General features: G+C 37.1%; 20 protein-coding genes, 1 tRNA gene and 2 pseudogenes. 18 read left to right on the plus strand and 5 right to left on the minus strand.

The features are described 5' to 3' along the window. The first annotated feature begins 72 nt into the window (after positions 1 to 72). Positions 73 to 1,164 carry a COX15/CtaA family protein gene (locus ACFIK0_RS05710; protein WP_375663637.1) on the plus strand — a complete coding sequence of 364 codons (1,092 nt, stop codon included), beginning with the start codon at positions 73 to 75 and terminating at the stop codon, positions 1,162 to 1,164. Positions 1,165 to 1,184: 20 nt separating this feature from the next. On the opposite strand, the gene argC is transcribed toward ACFIK0_RS05710, so the two are convergent. Continuing rightward, a complete protein-coding gene (gene argC / locus ACFIK0_RS05715; protein WP_273791387.1) occupies positions 1,185 to 2,117 on the minus strand; it encodes an N-acetyl-gamma-glutamyl-phosphate reductase in 933 nt (310 codons plus the stop codon). 323 nt (positions 2,118 to 2,440) lie between these two features. On the opposite strand from argC, the gene glyA reads away from it, so the two are divergent. The 6 genes from glyA (at position 2,441) to nusB (ending at position 6,977) form a co-directional block, all read left to right on the plus strand. After that, the gene (gene glyA, locus ACFIK0_RS05720) at positions 2,441 to 3,754 is read left to right on the plus strand and encodes a serine hydroxymethyltransferase (protein ID WP_273791386.1); all 1,314 of its coding nucleotides are present in this window, start codon (positions 2,441 to 2,443) and stop codon (positions 3,752 to 3,754) included. 11 nt (positions 3,755 to 3,765) lie between these two features. After that, on the plus strand, positions 3,766 to 4,248 hold the full coding sequence (nrdR, locus tag ACFIK0_RS05725; protein ID WP_273791385.1) for a transcriptional regulator NrdR: 483 nt from the start codon (positions 3,766 to 3,768) through the stop codon (positions 4,246 to 4,248). Beyond that, a complete protein-coding gene (gene ribD, locus ACFIK0_RS05730; protein WP_273791384.1) occupies positions 4,241 to 5,368 on the plus strand; it encodes a bifunctional diaminohydroxyphosphoribosylaminopyrimidine deaminase/5-amino-6-(5-phosphoribosylamino)uracil reductase RibD in 1,128 nt (375 codons plus the stop codon). Before nrdR ends, ribD begins: the two co-directional genes overlap by 8 nt. Next, positions 5,350 to 5,967 (plus strand): riboflavin synthase, encoded by a 618-nt coding sequence (locus ACFIK0_RS05735; protein ID WP_375660044.1) that lies wholly within the window; start codon positions 5,350 to 5,352, stop codon positions 5,965 to 5,967. The genes ribD and ACFIK0_RS05735 overlap by 19 nt, the downstream gene beginning before the upstream one ends. Positions 5,968 to 6,048: 81 nt before the next feature. After that, positions 6,049 to 6,504 (plus strand): 6,7-dimethyl-8-ribityllumazine synthase, encoded by a 456-nt coding sequence (locus ACFIK0_RS05740; RefSeq protein WP_273791382.1) that lies wholly within the window; start codon positions 6,049 to 6,051, stop codon positions 6,502 to 6,504. Between the two features lie 2 nt (positions 6,505 to 6,506). Beyond that, positions 6,507 to 6,977, plus strand: coding sequence for a transcription antitermination factor NusB (gene nusB, locus ACFIK0_RS05745; protein WP_273791381.1), 471 nt, complete (start codon positions 6,507 to 6,509; stop codon positions 6,975 to 6,977). 77 nt (positions 6,978 to 7,054) lie between these two features. Here nusB and ACFIK0_RS05750 read toward each other — a convergent pair whose 3' ends face one another. After that, a complete protein-coding gene (locus tag ACFIK0_RS05750) occupies positions 7,055 to 7,534 on the minus strand; it encodes an outer membrane protein assembly factor BamE (protein WP_375663641.1) in 480 nt (159 codons plus the stop codon). A 221-nt stretch (positions 7,535 to 7,755) separates the two neighbouring features. Here ACFIK0_RS05750 and ACFIK0_RS05755 point away from each other — a divergent pair, with 221 nt between their 5' ends. The 5 genes from ACFIK0_RS05755 (at position 7,756) to ACFIK0_RS05775 (ending at position 11,645) form a co-directional block, all read left to right on the plus strand. Next, positions 7,756 to 8,313 (plus strand): DUF177 domain-containing protein, encoded by a 558-nt coding sequence (locus ACFIK0_RS05755; protein ID WP_273791380.1) that lies wholly within the window; start codon positions 7,756 to 7,758, stop codon positions 8,311 to 8,313. A gap of 145 nt (positions 8,314 to 8,458) precedes the next feature. Continuing rightward, positions 8,459 to 9,529: a phosphate acyltransferase PlsX gene (plsX, locus tag ACFIK0_RS05760; RefSeq protein WP_375663638.1), complete on the plus strand. Its 1,071-nt coding sequence runs from the start codon at positions 8,459 to 8,461 to the stop codon at positions 9,527 to 9,529. A gap of 49 nt (positions 9,530 to 9,578) precedes the next feature. Continuing rightward, positions 9,579 to 10,553 (plus strand): beta-ketoacyl-ACP synthase III, encoded by a 975-nt coding sequence (locus ACFIK0_RS05765; protein ID WP_273791378.1) that lies wholly within the window; start codon positions 9,579 to 9,581, stop codon positions 10,551 to 10,553. A gap of 77 nt (positions 10,554 to 10,630) precedes the next feature. Then, positions 10,631 to 10,945 (plus strand): integration host factor subunit alpha, encoded by a 315-nt coding sequence (locus tag ACFIK0_RS05770; RefSeq protein ID WP_273791377.1) that lies wholly within the window; start codon positions 10,631 to 10,633, stop codon positions 10,943 to 10,945. 196 nt (positions 10,946 to 11,141) lie between these two features. Continuing rightward, entirely contained in the window at positions 11,142 to 11,645 is a 504-nt protein-coding gene (locus ACFIK0_RS05775) for a MerR family transcriptional regulator (protein ID WP_273791376.1), read from the plus strand. Between the two features lie 1,048 nt (positions 11,646 to 12,693). Here the strand turns inward: ACFIK0_RS05775 and thrS are convergent. The 3 genes from thrS to ACFIK0_RS05790 form a co-directional block, all read right to left on the minus strand. Continuing rightward, positions 12,694 to 14,670 (minus strand): threonine--tRNA ligase, encoded by a 1,977-nt coding sequence (gene thrS / locus ACFIK0_RS05780; protein WP_375663639.1) that lies wholly within the window; start codon positions 14,668 to 14,670, stop codon positions 12,694 to 12,696. A 111-nt stretch (positions 14,671 to 14,781) separates the two neighbouring features. Further along, a complete protein-coding gene (yidD, locus tag ACFIK0_RS05785; RefSeq protein ID WP_273791374.1) occupies positions 14,782 to 15,132 on the minus strand; it encodes a membrane protein insertion efficiency factor YidD in 351 nt (116 codons plus the stop codon). Continuing rightward, complete coding sequence (locus ACFIK0_RS05790; RefSeq protein WP_273791373.1) at positions 15,133 to 15,561, minus strand: iron-sulfur cluster assembly scaffold protein; 429 nt, start codon at positions 15,559 to 15,561, stop codon at positions 15,133 to 15,135. A 125-nt stretch (positions 15,562 to 15,686) separates the two neighbouring features. On the opposite strand from ACFIK0_RS05790, the gene folE reads away from it, so the two are divergent. The 6 genes and pseudogenes from folE to ACFIK0_RS05820 all read left to right on the plus strand — a co-directional run. Next, positions 15,687 to 16,298, plus strand: coding sequence for a GTP cyclohydrolase I FolE (gene folE, locus ACFIK0_RS05795; RefSeq protein WP_273791372.1), 612 nt, complete (start codon positions 15,687 to 15,689; stop codon positions 16,296 to 16,298). 137 nt (positions 16,299 to 16,435) lie between these two features. Next, positions 16,436 to 16,520: transfer RNA gene (locus tag ACFIK0_RS05800), tRNA-Leu, on the plus strand. 193 nt (positions 16,521 to 16,713) lie between these two features. After that, positions 16,714 to 17,886 carry an alpha/beta hydrolase gene (locus ACFIK0_RS05805; RefSeq protein ID WP_375637488.1) on the plus strand — a complete coding sequence of 391 codons (1,173 nt, stop codon included), beginning with the start codon at positions 16,714 to 16,716 and terminating at the stop codon, positions 17,884 to 17,886. A 137-nt stretch (positions 17,887 to 18,023) separates the two neighbouring features. Then, positions 18,024 to 18,530, plus strand: a complete 507-nt coding sequence (locus ACFIK0_RS05810) for a hypothetical protein (protein ID WP_273791370.1) — start codon at positions 18,024 to 18,026, stop codon at positions 18,528 to 18,530. Between the two features lie 658 nt (positions 18,531 to 19,188). Beyond that, positions 19,189 to 19,375: pseudogene (locus tag ACFIK0_RS05815) on the plus strand (Arm DNA-binding domain-containing protein); the annotation flags it as partial. Further along, positions 19,375 to 19,905: pseudogene (locus tag ACFIK0_RS05820) on the plus strand (hypothetical protein); the annotation flags it as partial. The pseudogenes ACFIK0_RS05815 and ACFIK0_RS05820, both read left to right, overlap by 1 nt. Positions 19,906 to 19,983: the final 78 nt, after the last annotated feature.

A 19,983-nucleotide genomic window follows, 5' to 3' on the forward strand; every position in this document is an offset into this window, starting at 1 on the left:
GTTGTAGTACATACTAAAATAGACAAAGAGTTAATGTTTAAATTTTAAAATGCATTTTAGTTGGAGAGAAGCGTGGGGCAATCAGAGATGGCAGTAAAGAGATTAAACAATAGCATTTTAACATCTGTGCAAAAGAAAAATAGAAAACAAATACAGGTGTGGCTTTACTCTATTTTATTGCTTTGTTTGGCAATTGTCTTAGTGGGTGGCGCTACTCGTTTGACGGGATCAGGATTATCTATAACGGAATGGAAGCCAATACATGGCGTTATTCCACCGATTGGTGCGGATCAATGGCAAGAGGAATTTTTAAAATATCAACAGATAGCACAGTATAAGCTGCTTAATCCTGATATGACTTTAAGTGCTTTTAAGGTCATTTTTTGGTGGGAATGGGCGCATCGTTTTCTTGGGCGTCTTGTTGGTCTTGTTGCTTTATTGGGGCTCATTTGGTTTTGGGCGACTAAGCGTGTTGAAAAAAATATCTTACTTCCGCTTATTGTCGTGCCTATTCTTATCGCCTTTCAAGGCTTTATTGGTTGGTGGATGGTTGCTTCAGGGATTGGGCAAAGTAATTTAACAAGTGTGAGCCAATATCGTTTGGCATTTCATCTTATAACGGCATGTTTTGTTATTGTTTTTGTTACTTATTTATCTCGAGGACTTGCAGAATACTCAGAAAAGCCAGCAAATCAAAAGGTGCAATATTTTGCGGCTTGGCTTGTTATTCTCGTCTTGATAGAAATTTATTTCGGAGCTTTGGTTGCAGGGCTTCATGCTGGAAAAGTCTATAATACATGGCCGCTTATGGATGGGCAGATTATTCCTGATGGATTGTTGCAGCATCGTCCTGTTTGGCTCAATTTATTCGAAAATTCCTTAATGGTTCAATTTATTCATCGGTTTTTTTCTTATTTTTTATTTATTGTCTCAGTTGTTCATGCTTTCTATGTACAAAAAAATGTTCCACATTCAACCCATTCTCGTCGTGCATTTCTTATCTGTGTTATGATTATTATCCAAGCACTCTTGGGTATCTTAACACTGTTACATGAGGTTCCGATAAGTTTAGGGCTCATTCATCAAAGTATGGCACTAGCAGTGTTATGTTTTGCGGTTGCGCACTGGCGAGCAACAAAAGGGGCATATCGCGTTGTTGAATAAAAGTTTGTGTTTAAGGAGGTTTAGTCGCTTGAAAGCATTAAATCGAGGTTTTGTATAGCCGCAGCTGATGCGCCTTTTCCTAAATTATCGAATATGGCGCTGAGATTAAAAATACCTTCACGATCATTTCCAAATACGAACAGTTTCATATCATCTTTATTGGCTAAACACTCTGGATTAAGTCTTTGAAGTGAAGCAGTTTCTTCTTGTGATGCAACTAAAATGGTATTTTGTCCATCGTAATGGTTTGCGAGAATTTCGCGCAAATCAGAACAGTTTGCTGATTTTGTGAATAAATGGCGATGCAGAGGAAGATTCACAATCATTCCCTGAGAAAAACGACCCACACTTGGTATAAAAAGTGGGGTTTGATTGATTTGTCCATAGATTTTGATTTCTGGCACATGTTTGTGTTCAAGATTAAGACCATAGATAAAATAATTGTCCTGAATATTTTGTTGAGATTGATTTTCCATTTGTAAAATCAACTGTTTCCCACCACCGGTATAGCCGGAGATTGCATTAATCGAGATGGGATAATAGGCGTCTAGTAGTCCTGCTTCACGGAGGGGGCGAATCAAACTAATGGCCCCGGTAGGGTAGCATCCGGGATTGGTTACATAATGTGCAGCTTGGATGCGCTTTCTTTGTCCTGCTGTCATTTCAGGAAAACCGTAAACCCAGTCTGGTGCAACACGGTGGGCTGTCGAGCTATCAATAATCCTAATGTTTTTATTTTTTTTAAGCCAATGAACTGTTTCGCGTGCAGCATCATCTGGAAGACACAAAATAGCAATATCGGCTTGATTAAGATAGTCTTGTCGCAGATGAACATTATGGCGATCTTTATGAGCAAGAGAGAGTAGTTTTAAATCTGTACGCCTTTCTAAGCGTTTTTGTATTTGTAGTCCGGTTGTGCCATGTTCACCATCAATAAAAACTTTGGTTAGCATTCTTATTTGCCTTCGTATTAACTTTGCCTATTATATTCAGCTTTTCACATTATAAATTATTTCTAATCATTAAATTATTGAATTTCTTTAGATTATAGATATTTTTTGTAAAAGGTGTAAACAAATTAAGAGTGTAAAAAAAGAAATGTAATCTCATTTTTTACCATTCTTGAGAGGGAAGTTTTTCGCTGTTTTTATAACAAAGAATAAGATAAATATTTGCTTCATTATTTTTGAGTGTAAGTGGTTTAAAATGTTTGGTTTGCATGGTTTGCTGTGTTATCGTTTCTTGACTTTATTTTTTTATGTTAGGAATGTGTTTTATGACTCAGCAAGAAAATGACGCACAAAAGCGCTTTTTTAATGATAGTTTACAAACTGTTGATGGTGCAATTTTTGATGCAATTAGAGGGGAGTTTGAGCGTCAACAACATGAAATTGAACTGATTGCTTCAGAGAACATTGTTTCAAGAGCGGTTCTTGAAGCGCAGGGGTCTGTTTTAACTAATAAGTATGCAGAAGGTTATCCAAGAAACCGCTACTATGGTGGATGTCAATTTGTTGATGTCGTTGAAGATTTAGCCATTGAAAGGGCAAAACAGCTTTTCGGTGCTGCTTTTGCAAATGTACAGCCTAATTCTGGTAGCCAAATGAATCAAGCTGTCTTTTTAGCTTTACTGAAGCCTAATGACACATTTATGGGATTAGATTTAAATGCTGGTGGTCACCTTACGCATGGTTCATCTGTTAATATGTCAGGAAAATGGTTTGATGTTGTTTCCTATGGTGTACGTAGAGAAGATCAGATTATTGATATGGATGAAGTTGAGCAGCTGGCAAAAGAGCGTAAGCCCAAACTTATTATAGCGGGTGGTTCATCTTATCCACGGCTATGGGACTGGAAGCGATTCCGTGAAATTGCAGATGAGATTGGTGCTCATCTACTCGTTGATATGTCTCATATTGCTGGTCTTGTTGCTGGTGGCGTGCATCCTTCACCTGTTCCACATGCGCATATTGTAACAACAACAACACATAAGTCGCTTCGAGGTCCTCGTGGTGGTTTAATATTGACAAATGATGAGGCTTTATCCAAAAAAATTAATTCTGCAATTTTTCCTGGTCTTCAGGGTGGTCCTTTAATGCATGTGATTGCCGCAAAGGCTGTTGCGTTTGAGGAGGCTTTGCGTCCCTCTTTCAAGAGTTACAGTGCCAATGTTGTCGCTAATGCGAAAACTTTAGCAAAAACATTACAGAGTAATGGTTTTAATATTGTTTCTGGTGGTACAGATAATCATTTGTTGTTGGTTGATTTACGTTCCAAAAATCTAACAGGTAAACGTGCTGAATTGGCTTTGGGACGCGCTCATATTACCTGCAATAAAAATGGTATTCCTTTTGATTCTGAAACGCCATCTATAACATCGGGAATTCGTTTGGGATCACCTGCTACCACAACGCGTGGTTTTTTAGAAAAAGAGTTTATTCAAGTTGGTCATCTGATTTCAGAAGTTCTTGATGGTCTTCGGAGCGCAAAAAGTGATGAAGATAATCATGCCGTTGAAATGGCTGTTGAGAAAAAGGTAAAAGATATAACGAATCAATTTCCTCTTTACTCTTATCTTAGCACTTGTTAAGGATACAAAGGATGCGCTGTCCTTACTGCCAATATGAGGATACACAGGTTAAAGATTCACGTCCAGCAGAAGAGGGCGCAGTGATTCGTCGCCGTCGTGTGTGTTCCGTTTGTGGTGGTCGTTTTACAACTTTTGAACGTGTTCAGTTGCGCGAGCTCTTGGTTGCTAAAAAAAGTGGACGATGTGAACCCTTCGATCGTGATAAGTTAATGCGATCAGTTGATGTGGCTGTACGTAAACGCAATATCGATCCTGATCATATTGAAAGAGCAATTTCTGGCATTGTACGTCAGCTGGAAAGTTTGGGAGAACCAGAGATTTCTTCAGAAAAAATTGGACGTCTTGTGATGGAAGCATTGAAAAGAATTGATGATATTGCTTACATTCGTTTTGCTTCTGTGTATCGAGATTTTCGTAATGCAAGCGATTTTCACGATGTTATAGATGAATTGTCAAAGGGTATCGCGGATACAGAATCTCGTTTTGATGAATAAAAAAGTGCAAGATGAACGGTTTATGGCTGCAGCTATTCGTTTAGCAGAACGTCATGTCGGTCTTACAGGTGGGAATCCTTCTGTTGGTACGTTAATTGTGCAAAACGATAATGGTGCGGGAGCTTTTATTGTTGGCTATGGCGTAACAGCTATTCATGGGAGTCCTCATGCGGAAGTGCAAGCTTTACACATGGCAGGTTCTTTGGCTCAAGGAGCGACTGCTTACGTTACTTTAGAACCTTGTGCGCATTATGGAAAAACTTCGCCATGTGTGAATGCACTTATTGATTCAGGTGTTTCTCGAGTTGTTGTTGCGCTGACTGATTGTGACAAGCGTGTTGATGGTCATGGTATTGCTCTTTTACGAGCGGCGGGTATTGAAGTGGTTGAGGGCATTTTAGCTGAAGAGGCTTTTGAATCCTTATGGACGCATTGGTGCATAAGGAAGATACAACGCTGTGCGGTTACTTTTAAAATGGCAATTTCTGCCGATAATGGTGTTGGAAAAAGAGAGAAGGGCAGCGTAAAAATTAGTGGAACACTTTCTCATGCCCATACGCATATTCTACGTGCTCAAAATAATGCTATCCTCGTTGGTATTGGTACTATATTAGCAGATGATCCACAACTCAATTGCCGCTTGCCAGGGATGGAGATGCGCTCACCAATTCGTATTATTTTGGATGCAGATTTATCTATCCCCCTTGATGCAAAAGTTGTCCAAACAGCCATAAAAATTCCTACATGGGTTATTTGTGATGTGGATCTTTCAAAGAAAAGCAAAAAAAATGCATTGGAGCAATATGGTGTGTCTGTTTATTCGGTCGAGATGAACAATGGTTGTGTAGAACCCTTTGCTCTTTTACAGATGCTTTATAAACATGGGATTAATAGTGTTTTATTGGAAGGGGGCGTCAAGACAGGGGAAAAATTTTTGAATGCTGGTTGTGTTGATCATTTGATATGTTTTCATACCCCCATTGTTTTAGGCAAAAATCGTATTGAAGCCCCTCATTTTGGAAATTATCTCTCGCAGTTTCATGAGATTGAGACAAGAATGTTTGGAAATGACCGTTTTTATAAATGGAGACGTAAGACATTATGTTCACAGGAATTATAACGGATATTGGTTGTGTTGAAGATGTTCAACCTTTAAAGCAGGGGATGCGTTTAAAGATTTCTACCGGCTATGCTATAGAAAGCTTAGCAATTGGCGCGTCAATTGCTTGTTCAGGAATTTGTCTGACAATTGTAGAACGAGGATTAAAACAAGAAGATTCCAATTGGTTTGTTGTCGAGGCGTGGGAAGAAACATTACGTTTAACGAATCTTGCACAATGGATAAAAGGAACTTTTGTTAATTTGGAACGTTCGCTTCGATTGGGTGATGAAATGGGAGGACATTTGGTTTCTGGTCATATTGATGGTTTGGCTGAAATCATTGATCAAAAAAATGAAGGGGATGCAATTCGTTTTTATTTAAAAGTTTCAAGACAATTTATGCCTTTCATTGTTAATAAGGGATCTATTGCTCTTAATGGGACATCTTTAACTGTTAATGGTGTTGAGGACTGTGTTTTTGATGTTCTTATTATTCGCCATACACTCGAAATGACAACGTGGGGACAAGCTAAAATTGGAGATCGGGTCAATTTGGAAATTGATCAACTTGCTCGTTATGCTGCAAAAACTTTAGCTTTAAAAAGAGAAGATGAATAAGCCAAAACTTTCTTGATCGTTTTCCGAATTTTATGCTTTATAACCCTGATTTTTTTGATTCGTTTTTTGTGGAATTCCATTATGATGAAAGAGATACGTAAAAAGCCTCACGTATTGATTGTTGAAGCACGTTTTTATGAGGGGATTTCTGATGCGCTTTTGAGAGGTGCAGTGAATACTTTGCAAAAAGCTGAAGCAAGTTATGATGTTGTAACGGTTCCTGGAGCATTAGAAATACCAAGTGCAATAGCTTTTGCTGAAAAAAATAAGATATCGTATGATGGTTATGTTGCTCTTGGTTGTGTTATTCGGGGTGAAACATATCACTTTGAAATTGTTGCTAATGATTCTTGTCGTGCATTGATGGATTTAACTGTTCATCAGCACTTGGCTATTGGAAATGGTATTTTGACTGTTGAAAATGAAGAACAAGCATGGGTGCGTGCAAAACTAGATGATAAAAATAAAGGTGGTTTTGCGGCTGAAGCTGCTTTATGTATGATCGCTCTAAAAAAGAGATTTGGAGATAATCGTTAAATATGGCTGATATAAAAAGCAGACATTTTCCGCGTTCAGCCAATAAACGTGGAGCAGCAAGACTCGCTGCAGTTCAAGCACTCTATCAAATGGATATCGTGGGTTCGGGGGTGTTGGAAACGGCAGCTGAGTATGAGGCTTATCGCTTGGGAAAAGATATTGATGGAGAGCAGTATCTTGAAGCTGATTTTCAATGGTTTTTGGCGATTATAACGGGTGTTGTAAAAGATCAAAAGCAGCTTGATCCTCTGCTTCATCAACAGCTTTCAGCAGAGTGGTCTCTTTCACGTCTTGATTCTATATTGCGAGCAATTTTACGAGCAGGTTTATGGGAGTTGATCAACCGTAAAGATGTCCCCGTTGCGGTTGTCATGAATGAATATGTTGACATAGCAAAGGCGTTTTTTGAAGGTGATGAACCAAAACTTGTTAATGCAGTTCTCGACAGTATGGCAAAAAAAGTTCGCCTCTAAGAGCTACAAATTCCCCTATTATTAGGTCTGATAGTATCAGACCTAATAATATTGAAACGGTATGTAGACTATATGATTTAGTTATGGCGTGGCAAATTCGCAGGGCCTTTTATAATTTGAATTAAGAAAGGATGTTCTTTCGTTACAGTTGGCGTTGTTTGTGTAATAAAATCAAACACTTGACCATCGTGTAATCCGTAATTTGCAACTTTTGCAACCTGATTATTTTTATTGAAGTAAATGGCTAAAACTTTGCGATCAATAATCTTTGTTTTCATAAACTGCATCCCACGATAACGTGTCTGTGAGATGTAATAAAAAACTTCATTATCATATTTTGTTTTTAATGAAGGGGTCCCTAAAGTTAAAAGAACTTGCTCTTGACTTGAGCCAATAGAGATAGAACTTAAAGCATTTTTATCAAGAACATAGCCTTCTCTATAAATTTGGCTCGAACCTGAAGAATCAAGAAGACTACACCCAGCAAGCATTCCTATGCTTGCTATTGATAGACCAATTAATAATTTACGTTTGATTAAGGCTATTATGTGAGGCATTTGAAACAATGATATCTCCTTTTTATACTGAGATGTAGGACAAGAAGGCAACCTCAAGTTTTTTCTAATTTTAACTTAATCTACCGTAGCTTACACTGAGTTTCCCTGTTATAAAGCAAATTATGCCATATAGAATTTCTTTAGAAAAGAAAAAAATGCATAAATACTTGAGATAAATAAAAACACAGTGCTTTATGCGTTTTTATGTTTGGGAGTTGTCAATGAATGTTCAAAATGTTCCTCAAATGACATTTGCTTTGGCTTATCCAATATCCGTACGTTCTCTACCTGCTAAAGGTATAAGGGTTCATCTTTGTGCAAATAAAAAAGAATGTACACATTTAGCCCAGAACCATAATTTAATTGAAGTAAAATCTTGTGAGGGAAAATTCCATATTTTCCCGTGGAAAAAACGCGGAGTGCGTATAAAAGGTCTATTGCAAGCGCGTATACTGCAGTTATGTGTTGTTACATTAGAACCATTAGAAAATATCCTTTGTGAAAATATTGAGGTTGTTTTTGTTCCTGAAGATTCAAATTTGATGAAGCCTAAAATATCAGAGGATACAGGAGAATTGTTTTTAGATGTGGAGGGGCTTGATACTCCTGAAGTGTTTTATGATGATAAAATTGATATTGGTGCAATCATGGAAGAGTTTTTTGAGTTGTCTATTAATCATTATCCACGTAAAGAGGGGATACAGATGAATATGGTTGAAAATTTAGAAGAAGCAGAGCAAAAATTCTCTCCATTTTCTGTTTTGAAAAATTGGAAGTGATTGTAAAAACATACAAAAAATATCTATTTGTATGCTAAACGGCATTTCTGCGGAGCGATATTTTCGCAAGATGTGCTGTGTGAGTGTTCAGGAGCCAAAAATCATAATATGTATTTAAAAATGAAAAGATGTGGGATATGCAAGCGTGATTAGAATTTCTGTGGATGTCATGGGCGGTGATTACGGTCCAGAAGCAGCTATTGCAGGAGCAGCAATTGTACAAAAATATTTATCAAATATTTATTTTCTGTTTTATGGAGTAGAGGAGGCTGTTCGTCCGGTTTTAAAAAAATATCCCTGTTTGGATTCTGTATCGTGCTTTTGCCCTACAGAAAGTTATACACGCATGGATGAAAAGCCAAGCCAAGCACTTCGTAATGGACGTGGTAAATCATCAATGTGGTACGCCATTGAAGCGGTAAAAAATGGTGAAGCTGATGCTTGCATTTCTGCTGGTAATACGGGTGCACTTATGGCCATGTCGTATTTTTGTTTGAAAATGCTTGCAGAGGCTGAGCGTCCTGGTATTGCGGGTATCTGGCCAACACTGCGCAGTGAGAGTATCGTTTTAGATATTGGAGCAACAATAGGTGCCTCGGCTAGTCAGTTGGTTGATTTGGCGGTTATGGGAGCGGGTATGTTTCGCGCTTTATATCACACTGAAAGACCAAGTGTTGGGCTTTTAAATGTGGGGGTGGAAGAGGTTAAAGGACTTTATGAAATAAAAAAAGCAGGAATGATATTGCGTGAAGTGCAATTAGAAGGATTGGAATATAAAGGATTTGTTGAGGGCAATGACATTGGAAAAGGAACGGTCGATGTTGTTGTGACAGAGGGGTTTTCTGGTAATATTGCTTTAAAAACCGCAGAAGGAACTGCGCGACAGATAGGGGAGATTTTAAACTCTGCACTGCGCAGTTCTTTTTTAACATCTCTTGGTTATTTTTTATCGCGAGGTGCTTTTCGTATACTGAAACATAAAATGGATCCCGATAGGGTGAATGGAGGAGTGCTTTTAGGTTTGAATGGTGTTGTTATAAAAAGTCATGGCAGTGCCAATGCTAATGGTTTTGCTTCTGCTATCCGCGTTGGTTATGAAATGGTTAATAATGGACTTTTAAAAAAAATAACGGCTGATTTACGGCGGTTTCATGAGAATAAAGAAACACTTCTTGACCAAGAAGATGAAGCGGTGATGAATGGAGAGTCCTTATGATAAGCTCTTATAATAGAAATGAAAAATTTGAAGAAAAGGTAAGAGCTGAATGATTCGCTCAATTATACGTGGTGTAGGAAGTGCTTTGCCAAAAAGAAGTTTATCAAATGATGAGATTGCAAAGTTTGTTGAAACGTCAGATTCATGGATTGTTCAGCGTACAGGAATACGCCAACGTTATATTGCCAGTGAAAATGAAACAACTGTTTCTTTAGGAGTTGAGGCTGCGCAAGCCGCCCTTATAAATGCTGGTCTTACAATAAAAGACATTGATTGTATTATTTTAGCAACGTCCACCCCGAATCGTACTTTTCCTGCTTCTGCTGTTGAAATTCAGCATGCTTTGGGAATGAGCCATGGATTTGCTTTTGATATTCAAGCTGTTTGTTCTGGTTTTATTTTTGCTTTAACAACAGGAGATTCTTATTTACGATGTGGAGCGGCTAAAAGAATTTTAGTTATTGGATCCGATACATTTTCTCGAATTTTAGATTGGGAAGATCGTACGACATGTGTTTTGTTTGGTGATGGTGCGGGTGCCGCTATTTTGGAAGCTCAAGAAATTGAGGGGACTATTGCTTTTGAGCGTGGTATATTGTCTGCAAAACTGCGCTCTAATGGTGCTTATATAGATAAGCTATATGTTGATGGTGGACCTTCAACAACACAAACGACAGGCTATTTGCGTATGGAAGGACGAGAAGTTTTTAAATATGCTGTTGGTATGATAACGGATGTGGTTGATGATTGTTTTGCAGCTGCAGGTATGGATTCTTCACAACTAGATTGGTTTGTACCTCATCAGGCTAATAAGCGCATTATTGAAGCATCTGCTAAAAAGTTGGGAATTTCACTGGATAAAGTTGTGATTACCGTTGATCAACATGGTAATACGTCTGCCGCATCAGTTCCGTTGGCTTTAACAACAGCTGTTTGCGATGGAAAAATAAAAGAAGGAGATCTTATCATGTTAGAAGCCATGGGAGGCGGATTTACATGGGGAGCAATTCTTATTCGTTGGTAAATTATGGCTACTTGACCATATTTCAAGAAAACGTATAAGTCATTTTGTAATTTTAAATATTTTAATAGGTGGTTATAATGACAAGTAAGACAGTAACGCGTGCAGATTTAGCGAGCGTAGTTTGTAAAAGAGTGGGCTTGTCACATACTGAATCAGCAGCTTTAGTCGAATTGGTTTTGGATGAGATTTGCAACTCACTTGTAAGAGGTGAAGCGGTTAAATTATCTTCTTTTGCAACTTTTCAGGTTCGCAGTAAAAATGAACGTGTTGGACGCAATCCAAAAACAGGTGTTGAAGCACCTATTCCGCCGCGACGTGTTGTGACGTTTAAGGCTGCCAATGTCCTTAAACAGAGAATTTTAGATTCGCATCGTGCAAAACAGAAAAAATGATATCTCATAAATAAATGCCATGGTATGTTTGGTATTTGTTAAAAAAATGTATAAAATAAGGGTCTTTGTTTTTTAGAAAAAGACTGTTGAGTAAGTTGTCAATGATGGTCTTATTTTTGACTAATCTTGTTGAGAAATTGAGACAGAATGAGTCATTGTGAAGTAATTTATTTTGTTTTAAATAAGGTGTTGCAAAATGGATAAAAGCTCTGATGCTTTTCGCACAATTAGCGAAGTAGCGGAGTTATTGGAGCTTCCGCAGCATGTCTTAAGATTCTGGGAAACACGTTTTAGGCAGATTAAACCAATGAAACGTGGGGGAGGAAGGCGCTATTATCGCCCTGTCGATGTTGATTTGCTCAATGGTATTAAGCAGTTACTATATGATCAGGGTTATACGATAAAAGGTGTGCAACGCCTTTTGAAAGAAAATGGTGTTGCTTTTGTGACTGCATTTGGTAATGGTGATCTTGATGCTATGAATGTGGTCATAGAAAAGAAACATGCAGGACAAACTTCTGAAAATGCTAGTAATAAGCCTAAGAAATCTTCTTTTGGGCTTTTGAGTTTCATGAGGAATGAAGGAGAAACATCTGTCGGTTCTGTGAATCTTTACAAAGATAAAACTGATAAAGCATTGTTACAAGAGATTCTGTTTGAACTCATTGAATGTAAGCGTGTTCTTGATAGAGCACGATAATAATAATATTTTTTTATTTTATATGTGTTTCGTAGATATTTAGACGTTTTATGGATATGCTCAGAGTTTAATACGTTCAACGAGTGGTCATGTATCGTATATGTATATTTAACGAGTTTTTTATAAGAGTTTTTAATTTGGTAAAATATGAAGAGGAGAAAGAATAAACGCTGAGTTTTGCCATTTTTCTTTGATTTAGCTTTATAAAAATTAAGGCAATATCTCATCAGTGTAGATTGCGGGATGTATAATGCCATTGGCTTACCAATTCATGTGCTTGTTTTAAAGAGATGTTTCTTAAGGCTTCTTAATCTTATTTTACTATAATGCCTTGTGAATGATTAATGGTAAACTCGTTGAGTACTGCTATTTTTACATTTATAAAGAAGCAAGTCAGCATCATCATTATAGTTATAGCCGGTCCTCAATGATTGCAACAATCCTTAGCACTTTAGGCGGTTCATTGTGGGCATTTTAAAAGTTCTTTCTCAATAATTTTTATCCACACACTCATTCTGCTTGTTTCGTGCAAGCAAATGATTTTGATAGATTCAACATAAACATATTAAAACGAGAGAAGCCTATGATATTCGAAACCTTATTTAATATGAATAACGATATATTATCATTATAAATCAATATCTTGTCTTTTTATAAGAGCTTATCTTACGAATAAGACATATCATTGTTCAGCTAATTTTACATATTTTTATTAATAAATATAATCTTGTTTTCAGCCTTCTTGCTTGATGTTGCTATAATTATCGTAATGATCTATCCATGATAGTAGCAGCATCTTTTCATTATAAAAGTAAAAGATTAATGTTATTATTAATATTCAATTGTCTATGTTTTTTGCATTTAAACAGCTCATAGCTTACATTCAACTTTTTCACCAAACCACCTTGTAGAGAGAGAACGTAATTCTTTCTGGTGATAGGTCGTTGTGCATGAAACAAAAACACACTACAATATCAAATCATTTCATTTTGTACAAAAATTGAAGATTTATAGTAAAAAAATTAACGTATTACCATCTTCTGTGATATTATGCATTTATTACACGTTGCAAATCTGGAGGTGTTGCCTCATTTGAGAGTTGTTTAATTGCATCTTCTACAGATAAAAGGGTTTGATTTGTACTTCCTAAGCGGCGCATATTTACGCTGTTTGTTTCGGCTTCACGTTTGCCACATACCAAAATTACGGGGACTTTTTGTAAAGAATGTTCTCGTATTTTATAGTTAATTTTTTCATTGCGGAGATCTATTGTTGCGGAAAGCCCAATAGCTTTAAGTTTTGCTGTTATTTTTTTGGCATATTCATTTGCTTCGGATGTAATTGTTGCAACAACAATTTGTTCAGGAGAAAGCCAAAGTGGCATATGTCCAGCAAAATTTTCGATTAATATACCAAGAAAACGCTCCATTGATCCAAAAATAGCACGGTGGATCATAACAGGTTGACGTTTTTCTGAATCTTTATCAATATAGAATGCACCAAAACGTTCAGGGAGATTAAAGTCTATTTGTGTTGTTCCACATTGCCATTCACGACCGATAGCATCCTTTAATGTATATTCAAATTTTGGACCATAAAATGCTCCTTCACCCGGAAGGATGCTTGTTTTGATTTGTCCTGCAAATTTTGTTTCAATCGTTTTAAGGACAGTTTCCATGATACTTTCTGCATGATCCCATAATGCATCAGATCCAACTCGTTTTTCTGGACGTGTTGAAAGCTTAAGACTAATTTCTTTAAAACCAAAATCAGCATAAGTTGATAAAATAAGATCATTAATACTGAGACATTCATCGGCTAATTGTTCATCAGTACAAAAAATATGCGCATCATCTTGTGTAAAACCACGCACACGCATAAGACCATGTAAAGAGCCTGAAGGCTCATAACGATGAACAAGTCCAAATTCAGCAAGTCTAATAGGCAAATCACGATAAGATTTTAAACCATGTTTAAAAATTTGAACATGACCAGGGCAATTCATTGGTTTAAGGGCATAAACATTCCCATGATCTGAATCTTCTGCTGCTGGAATTACTTTGAACATATTCTCCTTATACCAGCCCCAATGACCAGATATTTCCCAGAGTGACCTATCGAGAACTTGTGGTGCATTAACTTCAGCATATTGATGATCATCAAGGCGTCTACGCATATAGCTGATTAAATTTTGGAACATTTTCCAACCTTTTTTGTGCCAAAAAATCATTCCTGGCCCTTCTTCTTGAAAGTGAAATAAGTCCATCTCACGTCCCAAGCGGCGATGATCACGTTTTTCAGCTTCTTCTAGCATATGGAGGTAGGCTTTTAAGTCATTTTCATTTGCAAATGCTGTTCCATAAATTCTCGTGAGCATTGGATTATTGGCATCACCACGCCAATAAGCTCCTGCAACTTTCATTAATTTGAAAGCATTCCCAATTTGCCCTGTAGATTGCATGTGCGGTCCGCGACAAAGATCAAACCACTCCCCTTGATAATAAACTTTTAAATCTTGATTTTCAGGAATGCTATCAATAAGTTCAACTTTATAAAATTCCTTTTTCTCAGAAAAAATTTTTCTCGCTTTTTCACGAGACCAAATTTCTTTTCTAAAAGGTTTATTGCGTTGGATAATTTCACGCATTTTCTTTTCAATAACAGTGAGATCATCTAATGTAAAAGGTTGTTGGCGTGCAAAATCATAATAGAATCCATTCTCAATAACAGGACCTATTGTTACTTGCGTTTCAGGAAAGAGTTCTTGTACTGCTTCAGCAAGGACATGGGCGCAATCATGCCTTATGAGCTCAAGAGCGCGTGAATCTTCTCGGGTAATAATCTCTACTTGACCAGATTGTCCCAATGGATCCGATAAGTCTCGCGTGATACCATTAAGACTATAGGCGACTGCTTTTTTTGCAAGTGATTTAGAAATAGATTCTGCTAATTCCAAGCCTGTCATTTCGGCGGGGTAATTACGTTTTGAACCATCGGGAAAAAAAAGAGAAATAGAGCAAGACATAAAAACACCCTTTTAATCCAATTCCGCTAACGATTGCGGATGGTTTCATGAAAATTGAGTAAAAAGCTTATAGACTGATTTTTTATCAATACATATGAAAAAAGAAAAGGATTATTTGTTGTGTTTGTCAGAAATTTTCCAGTAACGCCAAGGTTTATAAAAACAGCAAGAATTTCCAAGCGAAATAGGTACTGGATCAAAGCCATCTGTTCCAAAGGGCCCACAACGCATGATACGAAAGAGTCCCATCCATGCACCAGCCCAAAGCCCATGGCGTGCAATCGCTTCATATATATATTCTGAACAAGTCGGGGCATGGCGACACTGATTGCCTATAAGGCTCGAAAGTGTTATTTGATAGAAACGTATTAAGAAAATTCCCAATAATCGTCCGGGTGTTTTTTGCCAAGTGCCTGTGTAATTTCGAGTCAACTTTTTTTGTTGAGATTGTGATTTGAACATTTATTTTTCTTCAATTTGTTGAATGCAATCTATCGTTGCATCAAAGGGTAGTAGTGTTGCTGTATGGCGCACTTTATAGTCTTTAATGGGCTGTAAGCAAGAAAAATCCTCAAATGGAGCTTGAGGAGAAGGACCATTTTGCGTTAGCATTTTGTAGATAACTTCACGCAATATTTTAAGATCTTGTGTTGTTTGTCCGATGATATGAGATGCTAAAAGTGAAGCCGAAGCTTGCCCTAGCACACATGCATGTATTTCGTGAGCAAAATCCGTAATAATACCATTTTCCACTTTTAAATCTACAGTGATTGTCGAGCCACAAAGATGTGCATGTTTTCTTGATGTTGCATCAGGATTATTAAGACGCCCAATTTTGCCTATATGTGCAGCATATTTAAGTATTTTATCATTATAGATATTATCAATCATGCACTATTGCCTGAAATTTTGAGAGTCGTGATTGTTTAAACTTTTAATTCGCTTATATAGAGATTATACAAAATGAAATAGGTATGGAGCAAATGCTTTGTATAGAGTAAGCTTGGAGTTTTTGAATGCGTAATGTTGTTAAAGAAGACGCAAATTTATCTGAAGAAAAGCGTCCGAGTATTGAAGAGGTGGAAGAAGCGATTCGTACATTACTCTTATGGATAGGGGAAAATCCAAATAGAGAAGGGCTTTTAGATACTCCAAAACGTATAGCCAAGGCATATCGCGAGCTTTTTAATGGTTATAGTCAATCTGTTAAAGAAACCTTAGGTACAGTTTTTGAAGAGGTTTCAGGATATAATGAATCCGTAATCGTAAAGAATATACCTTTTTATTCACACTGTGAGCATCATATGATCCCAATTATTGGGAAAGCACATATAGCATATCTTCCTAATGAGAAAATTGTTGGTCTTTCAAAAATTGTACGTGTTGTAGATATTTTTTCTCGTCGTTTACAAACTCAAGAAGCTATGACAGCGCAAGTGGCTCACGCGTTAAAAACGTATCTGAAGCCTCATGGTTTAGCAGTATTGATTGAGGCTGAGCACATGTGTATGGCTATGAGAGGAATCCAAAAACAGGGCTCTACAACAATTACAAAAAACTTTCATGGTTATTATGAAAAAGATCAAGCGGCACAAACACATTTTATGATGATGGTTCAAAGGTCATAGTAGAGCCCATATTTCTCGTAATCTCTATTAAGTTATAAGTCGTCTGAATAAAATAAATTATGAGAAAAAGAAAATTGGCTTGTACCTTTCTTTATGATTTGTTAAAGGCTAAAAACCAAGGTTTTTTCTTTCCACGTGCGGTCGTGGCGGAATTGGTAGACGCGCAGCGTTGAGGTCGCTGTGGGGCAACCCGTGGAAGTTCGAGTCTTCTCGACCGCACCAGTTAGCAGTGAGTCTCTCTATAATGAGATGAAGTTATGTTAGAGAGAGGGGATTTATACGTATTATAGAAAAATCTTTTTTGTATGTTATTTGTTGGTGTGTTTCTAAGAATGTTTCGTTTTTTATTACTTTATCTATGCATTTGAAATGTTATATTTTTATAAGGTGGGGTGAAATTGCAGTGAGAAGTATAATGATTCTGAGATATTTAACACTTCTTATTTGTGTTTCTTTATTGCCAGCATGTAGTGATTCACGTGCTGTACTTTGGCATGGGGTGCATGCAACACCTTCTATGACTGCCGTAGAAAGGGAAGTTGGAGGGAAACCAGTTTCTCCAAAAGCCATCGTTCCAGTGTATGTTGCAACAAGTCGTATGATGCAAAATAATTACGCTCAACCTTATGGTGCAGAGCGATCAAATAAAGTTCATTATAATCGCGTTGACGTAGGAATTCCTCAGCAACATGTAAAGGGAGTTGTTGAAATAAATGCGTATAAACCTACACATGATAAGTATTTTGCAGCAGTAGCATTGCAAAAATACGATAATAAAGAACAGTTTAAACAGCAATTAAATGCTGCTTTAGCAAAAAAGCCAAAAGGAAAAAGAGAAATTTTTCTTTTTATCCATGGGTATAATAATAATTTTGCAGATGGTACATTTCGTACAGCACAGTTTACACACGATTATTCTTTAAATGTTGTCGCTGTGCATTATTCTTGGCCTTCTGCCGGATCTGTTCCTCTTTATATTTATGATCGTGATAGTGCTAATTTTGCCCGTGACGGATTGATAGAGCTTTTAACGCTTATTAGTGAAACCAATGCTGATCAAATTTCGGTTATTGCACATTCTATGGGCAATTTTGTTATAATGGAAGCATTTAGAACATTAGCTTTACAGGGAAAATATAGGCCTATTCGTCGTATTACAAGTTTATTAATGGCTGCACCCGATATTGATGTTGATGTATTTGAGCGCCAACTTAATGATATAAAAAAACTCCCGCAGCCAACAGCTATTTTAGTATCCAGAACGGATAAAGCTCTCGCGGTTTCAGGACGTCTTACGGGTGGACATCATCGTGTGGGCGATGGCTCAGATATTGAAATGTTGCGTAAAAATGGAATAGCTGTTCTTGATTTCTCTCATGTGGATGGGGGAGCACACAATGTCTTTGCATCTTCACCAACGTTGATGGCTCTTTCTCGAGAAGGTTCTTTGGCTTCCACAATTATGCAAGGTACAGAATTGTCACCTAGTCAAGCCCTTCTTGCTGATGGTAGTAGTGTGTTGGAGAAAACAACACATCTTATCCTTTATACACCTGTACGTTTTCTCTCTCCACGGATTCCACGTTGATAGTGAAAAGAGAGAAGGAGCTCCATCAAATAATGTATTGGAGGTAATGTTTTTTAGCACTTTCTTTAGAATGGTTTTGTAAAATGAAAAATAAATAGCGGGATGAATGTAAAAAACAGTCATTAGGTGAGTTTGTGATGATCACACGGAAACGCTATGTTAATACGCCTACAGTTGTTGATTATTTATCTCATTCCGCAATTAAGTTGTTAGACATTCATGCTATGCTTGTGAAGGTGAGAAAAGGTGATATGGGGGAAAAACCAAATTTATTGCGTCAAATTGATTCTACAAAAAAACAGTTAGATGAGATAAGCCATGCTCTTATTTTAGAATATCGTAAACGCCAAGAAAATGAGCGTTTTTTAAAACAAATTCTGCTATCCATTTCTGATCAACTTTTTGCACTTAATAATGGTTTTAAGGAAACAGGGCGTCTTTTTTTTCAAGAAGTTAGAATACTTCAATCTCAGATGCAATGTTTATATGAGGGAAAGGAGAGGCTGCATTTGTTGAATAGCCAAGAATCTTTTTGTTCTCCGTCAAAGATTGATGAGGTCATTAAACAGTTACAAAAAGCACGAGAAAAGCTTATTCTTGAAAGCCCACATCTCTTTGAAAAAAGCACAAAAGCTAAACAATAAAAGTTCTTTAGTTGAGCAGATAGATAATTTGAATTTTACAGCAAACAACGCTGTTAGATAGAAGGCTATAACCTTTTTAAAGAAAAGAATTTGCTTTAAAAAATGAAACACATGTATTTTATAATCACACTCTTTATCGCATTAAAGCTTTAGAAGACTTTGGTTATATCTTTGCTAAAGTTAAGGCTGATGAATCAGGTGGCTTTATTGAAGAAAATGTTTGTGAAAAGAATTTACAAAAAACTTTCTGATTCTTTTAATAATAGCTCGCCGGATAATTTTGCCAATGTTATGAAGTTGTTAGTATATTCATTAGAAACTTAAACTTTAATATTTTCCTTGGTATAAATTAGCTGAATTTAAAGCATTAAAAAAGAAGTTTGATAAAAATAACATGTTTTGTAAATTCACGTTCATCTCTACCTTCTCTTGGATTTAAAAACACTCGGAAAATGAATAAGCTACACGTAATTAAAAAATATATGGTACCCCCAGAGGGTGGAGCGGGCTTTTGCAACAAGATTCAAGTTATGTAAATATGTGCAAGAGCTATTGATGCAGATAATTTTTTATGTTCCAATAAAAAATTAAGTATTAAAGAAAAAATCTCAAATCAGAAATTAAAGGTGATCTAAGAGGTGGACGAGAGGGGCGTTAAGTGAGGGCTATTCATTGGTTATCAGCATCATTCGTCAAGTCATCTTCACAGGGTAAATTATTGAGATGGGGCAGGGCTATGGTTGAATGTTCGAAAAGACAATACACGCTCTTGGTTTTTTCGCTATACGCACCACAATAAGCGCCGTGAAATGGGACTTGGTCCTGTTACGAAACTCTATTTAAAAAATTAGATGCCATACCAGCCGATCAAGAAGCGGCTGCTTTAATACGCTTACAGATTGAAAATTGTTGTGCGCCTGACATTGCAGTGTTGCGTTTTGCTTGTGTGGATGATTTAAAAAATCAATCGGATTATCAACGAAGTCAAGCTGCTTTTAATTGGTGTGAGGGGCGCTTAAAACCTCTTCATATTGGGCTTGACCGACGGCGCCAACATGTTTTTGGTGTTGATCTTGCCAGATCGGGCGATGCGACGTCGATTGTGGTGATGGAAGTGGGACAAGATTTGGTGCGCCGTGTTCGGTTTATGGTGGAATTGCGCAATACGCCGTTTGACCAACAAAGAGAAATTTTATTTTATGTGGTGAATAGTTTGCCGCGTTTGTTGGGGGGCGCTTTGGATGCACGGGGCAATGGGGCTTATTTAGCCGAAAAGATGGCGCAGCATTATGGGGGGCTTGTGAAGGAAGTACAATTGTCGCAAAGTTGGTATGGCAAAGAAATGCCGGCTTATTTAGAAGCTTTTGGGGATGGGCTAAACAAAGCTTTTCCAACTTTTGGCAATGGTTGAAGAGTTTTTTTACACAGGAAAAGCTCTCGGATGCTGCCAAGG

The sequence above is a fragment of the Bartonella sp. CL63NXGY genome (genome assembly GCF_042194905.1).
Classification (GTDB): domain Bacteria; phylum Pseudomonadota; class Alphaproteobacteria; order Rhizobiales; family Rhizobiaceae; genus Bartonella.

Coding starts and splice junctions, on each gene's coding strand:
- ribD (WP_273791384.1), top strand. CDS start 4,241: ATGAATAAAAAAGTGCAAGATGAACGGTTTATGGCTGCAGCTATTCGT.
- ACFIK0_RS05810 (WP_273791370.1), top strand. CDS start 18,024: ATGATCACACGGAAACGCTATGTTAATACGCCTACAGTTGTTGATTAT.
- thrS (WP_375663639.1), bottom strand. CDS start 14,670: ATGTCTTGCTCTATTTCTCTTTTTTTTCCCGATGGTTCAAAACGTAAT.
- glyA (WP_273791386.1), top strand. CDS start 2,441: ATGACTCAGCAAGAAAATGACGCACAAAAGCGCTTTTTTAATGATAGT.
- folE (WP_273791372.1), top strand. CDS start 15,687: ATGCGTAATGTTGTTAAAGAAGACGCAAATTTATCTGAAGAAAAGCGT.
- ACFIK0_RS05750 (WP_375663641.1), bottom strand. CDS start 7,534: ATGCCTCACATAATAGCCTTAATCAAACGTAAATTATTAATTGGTCTA.
- ACFIK0_RS05770 (WP_273791377.1), top strand. CDS start 10,631: ATGACAAGTAAGACAGTAACGCGTGCAGATTTAGCGAGCGTAGTTTGT.
- ACFIK0_RS05790 (WP_273791373.1), bottom strand. CDS start 15,561: ATGATTGATAATATCTATAATGATAAAATACTTAAATATGCTGCACAT.
- ACFIK0_RS05775 (WP_273791376.1), top strand. CDS start 11,142: ATGGATAAAAGCTCTGATGCTTTTCGCACAATTAGCGAAGTAGCGGAG.
- ACFIK0_RS05740 (WP_273791382.1), top strand. CDS start 6,049: ATGATGAAAGAGATACGTAAAAAGCCTCACGTATTGATTGTTGAAGCA.
- yidD (WP_273791374.1), bottom strand. CDS start 15,132: ATGTTCAAATCACAATCTCAACAAAAAAAGTTGACTCGAAATTACACA.
- argC (WP_273791387.1), bottom strand. CDS start 2,117: ATGCTAACCAAAGTTTTTATTGATGGTGAACATGGCACAACCGGACTA.
- ACFIK0_RS05765 (WP_273791378.1), top strand. CDS start 9,579: ATGATTCGCTCAATTATACGTGGTGTAGGAAGTGCTTTGCCAAAAAGA.
- ACFIK0_RS05805 (WP_375637488.1), top strand. CDS start 16,714: ATGATTCTGAGATATTTAACACTTCTTATTTGTGTTTCTTTATTGCCA.
- ACFIK0_RS05735 (WP_375660044.1), top strand. CDS start 5,350: ATGTTCACAGGAATTATAACGGATATTGGTTGTGTTGAAGATGTTCAA.
- nusB (WP_273791381.1), top strand. CDS start 6,507: ATGGCTGATATAAAAAGCAGACATTTTCCGCGTTCAGCCAATAAACGT.
- ACFIK0_RS05755 (WP_273791380.1), top strand. CDS start 7,756: ATGAATGTTCAAAATGTTCCTCAAATGACATTTGCTTTGGCTTATCCA.
- nrdR (WP_273791385.1), top strand. CDS start 3,766: ATGCGCTGTCCTTACTGCCAATATGAGGATACACAGGTTAAAGATTCA.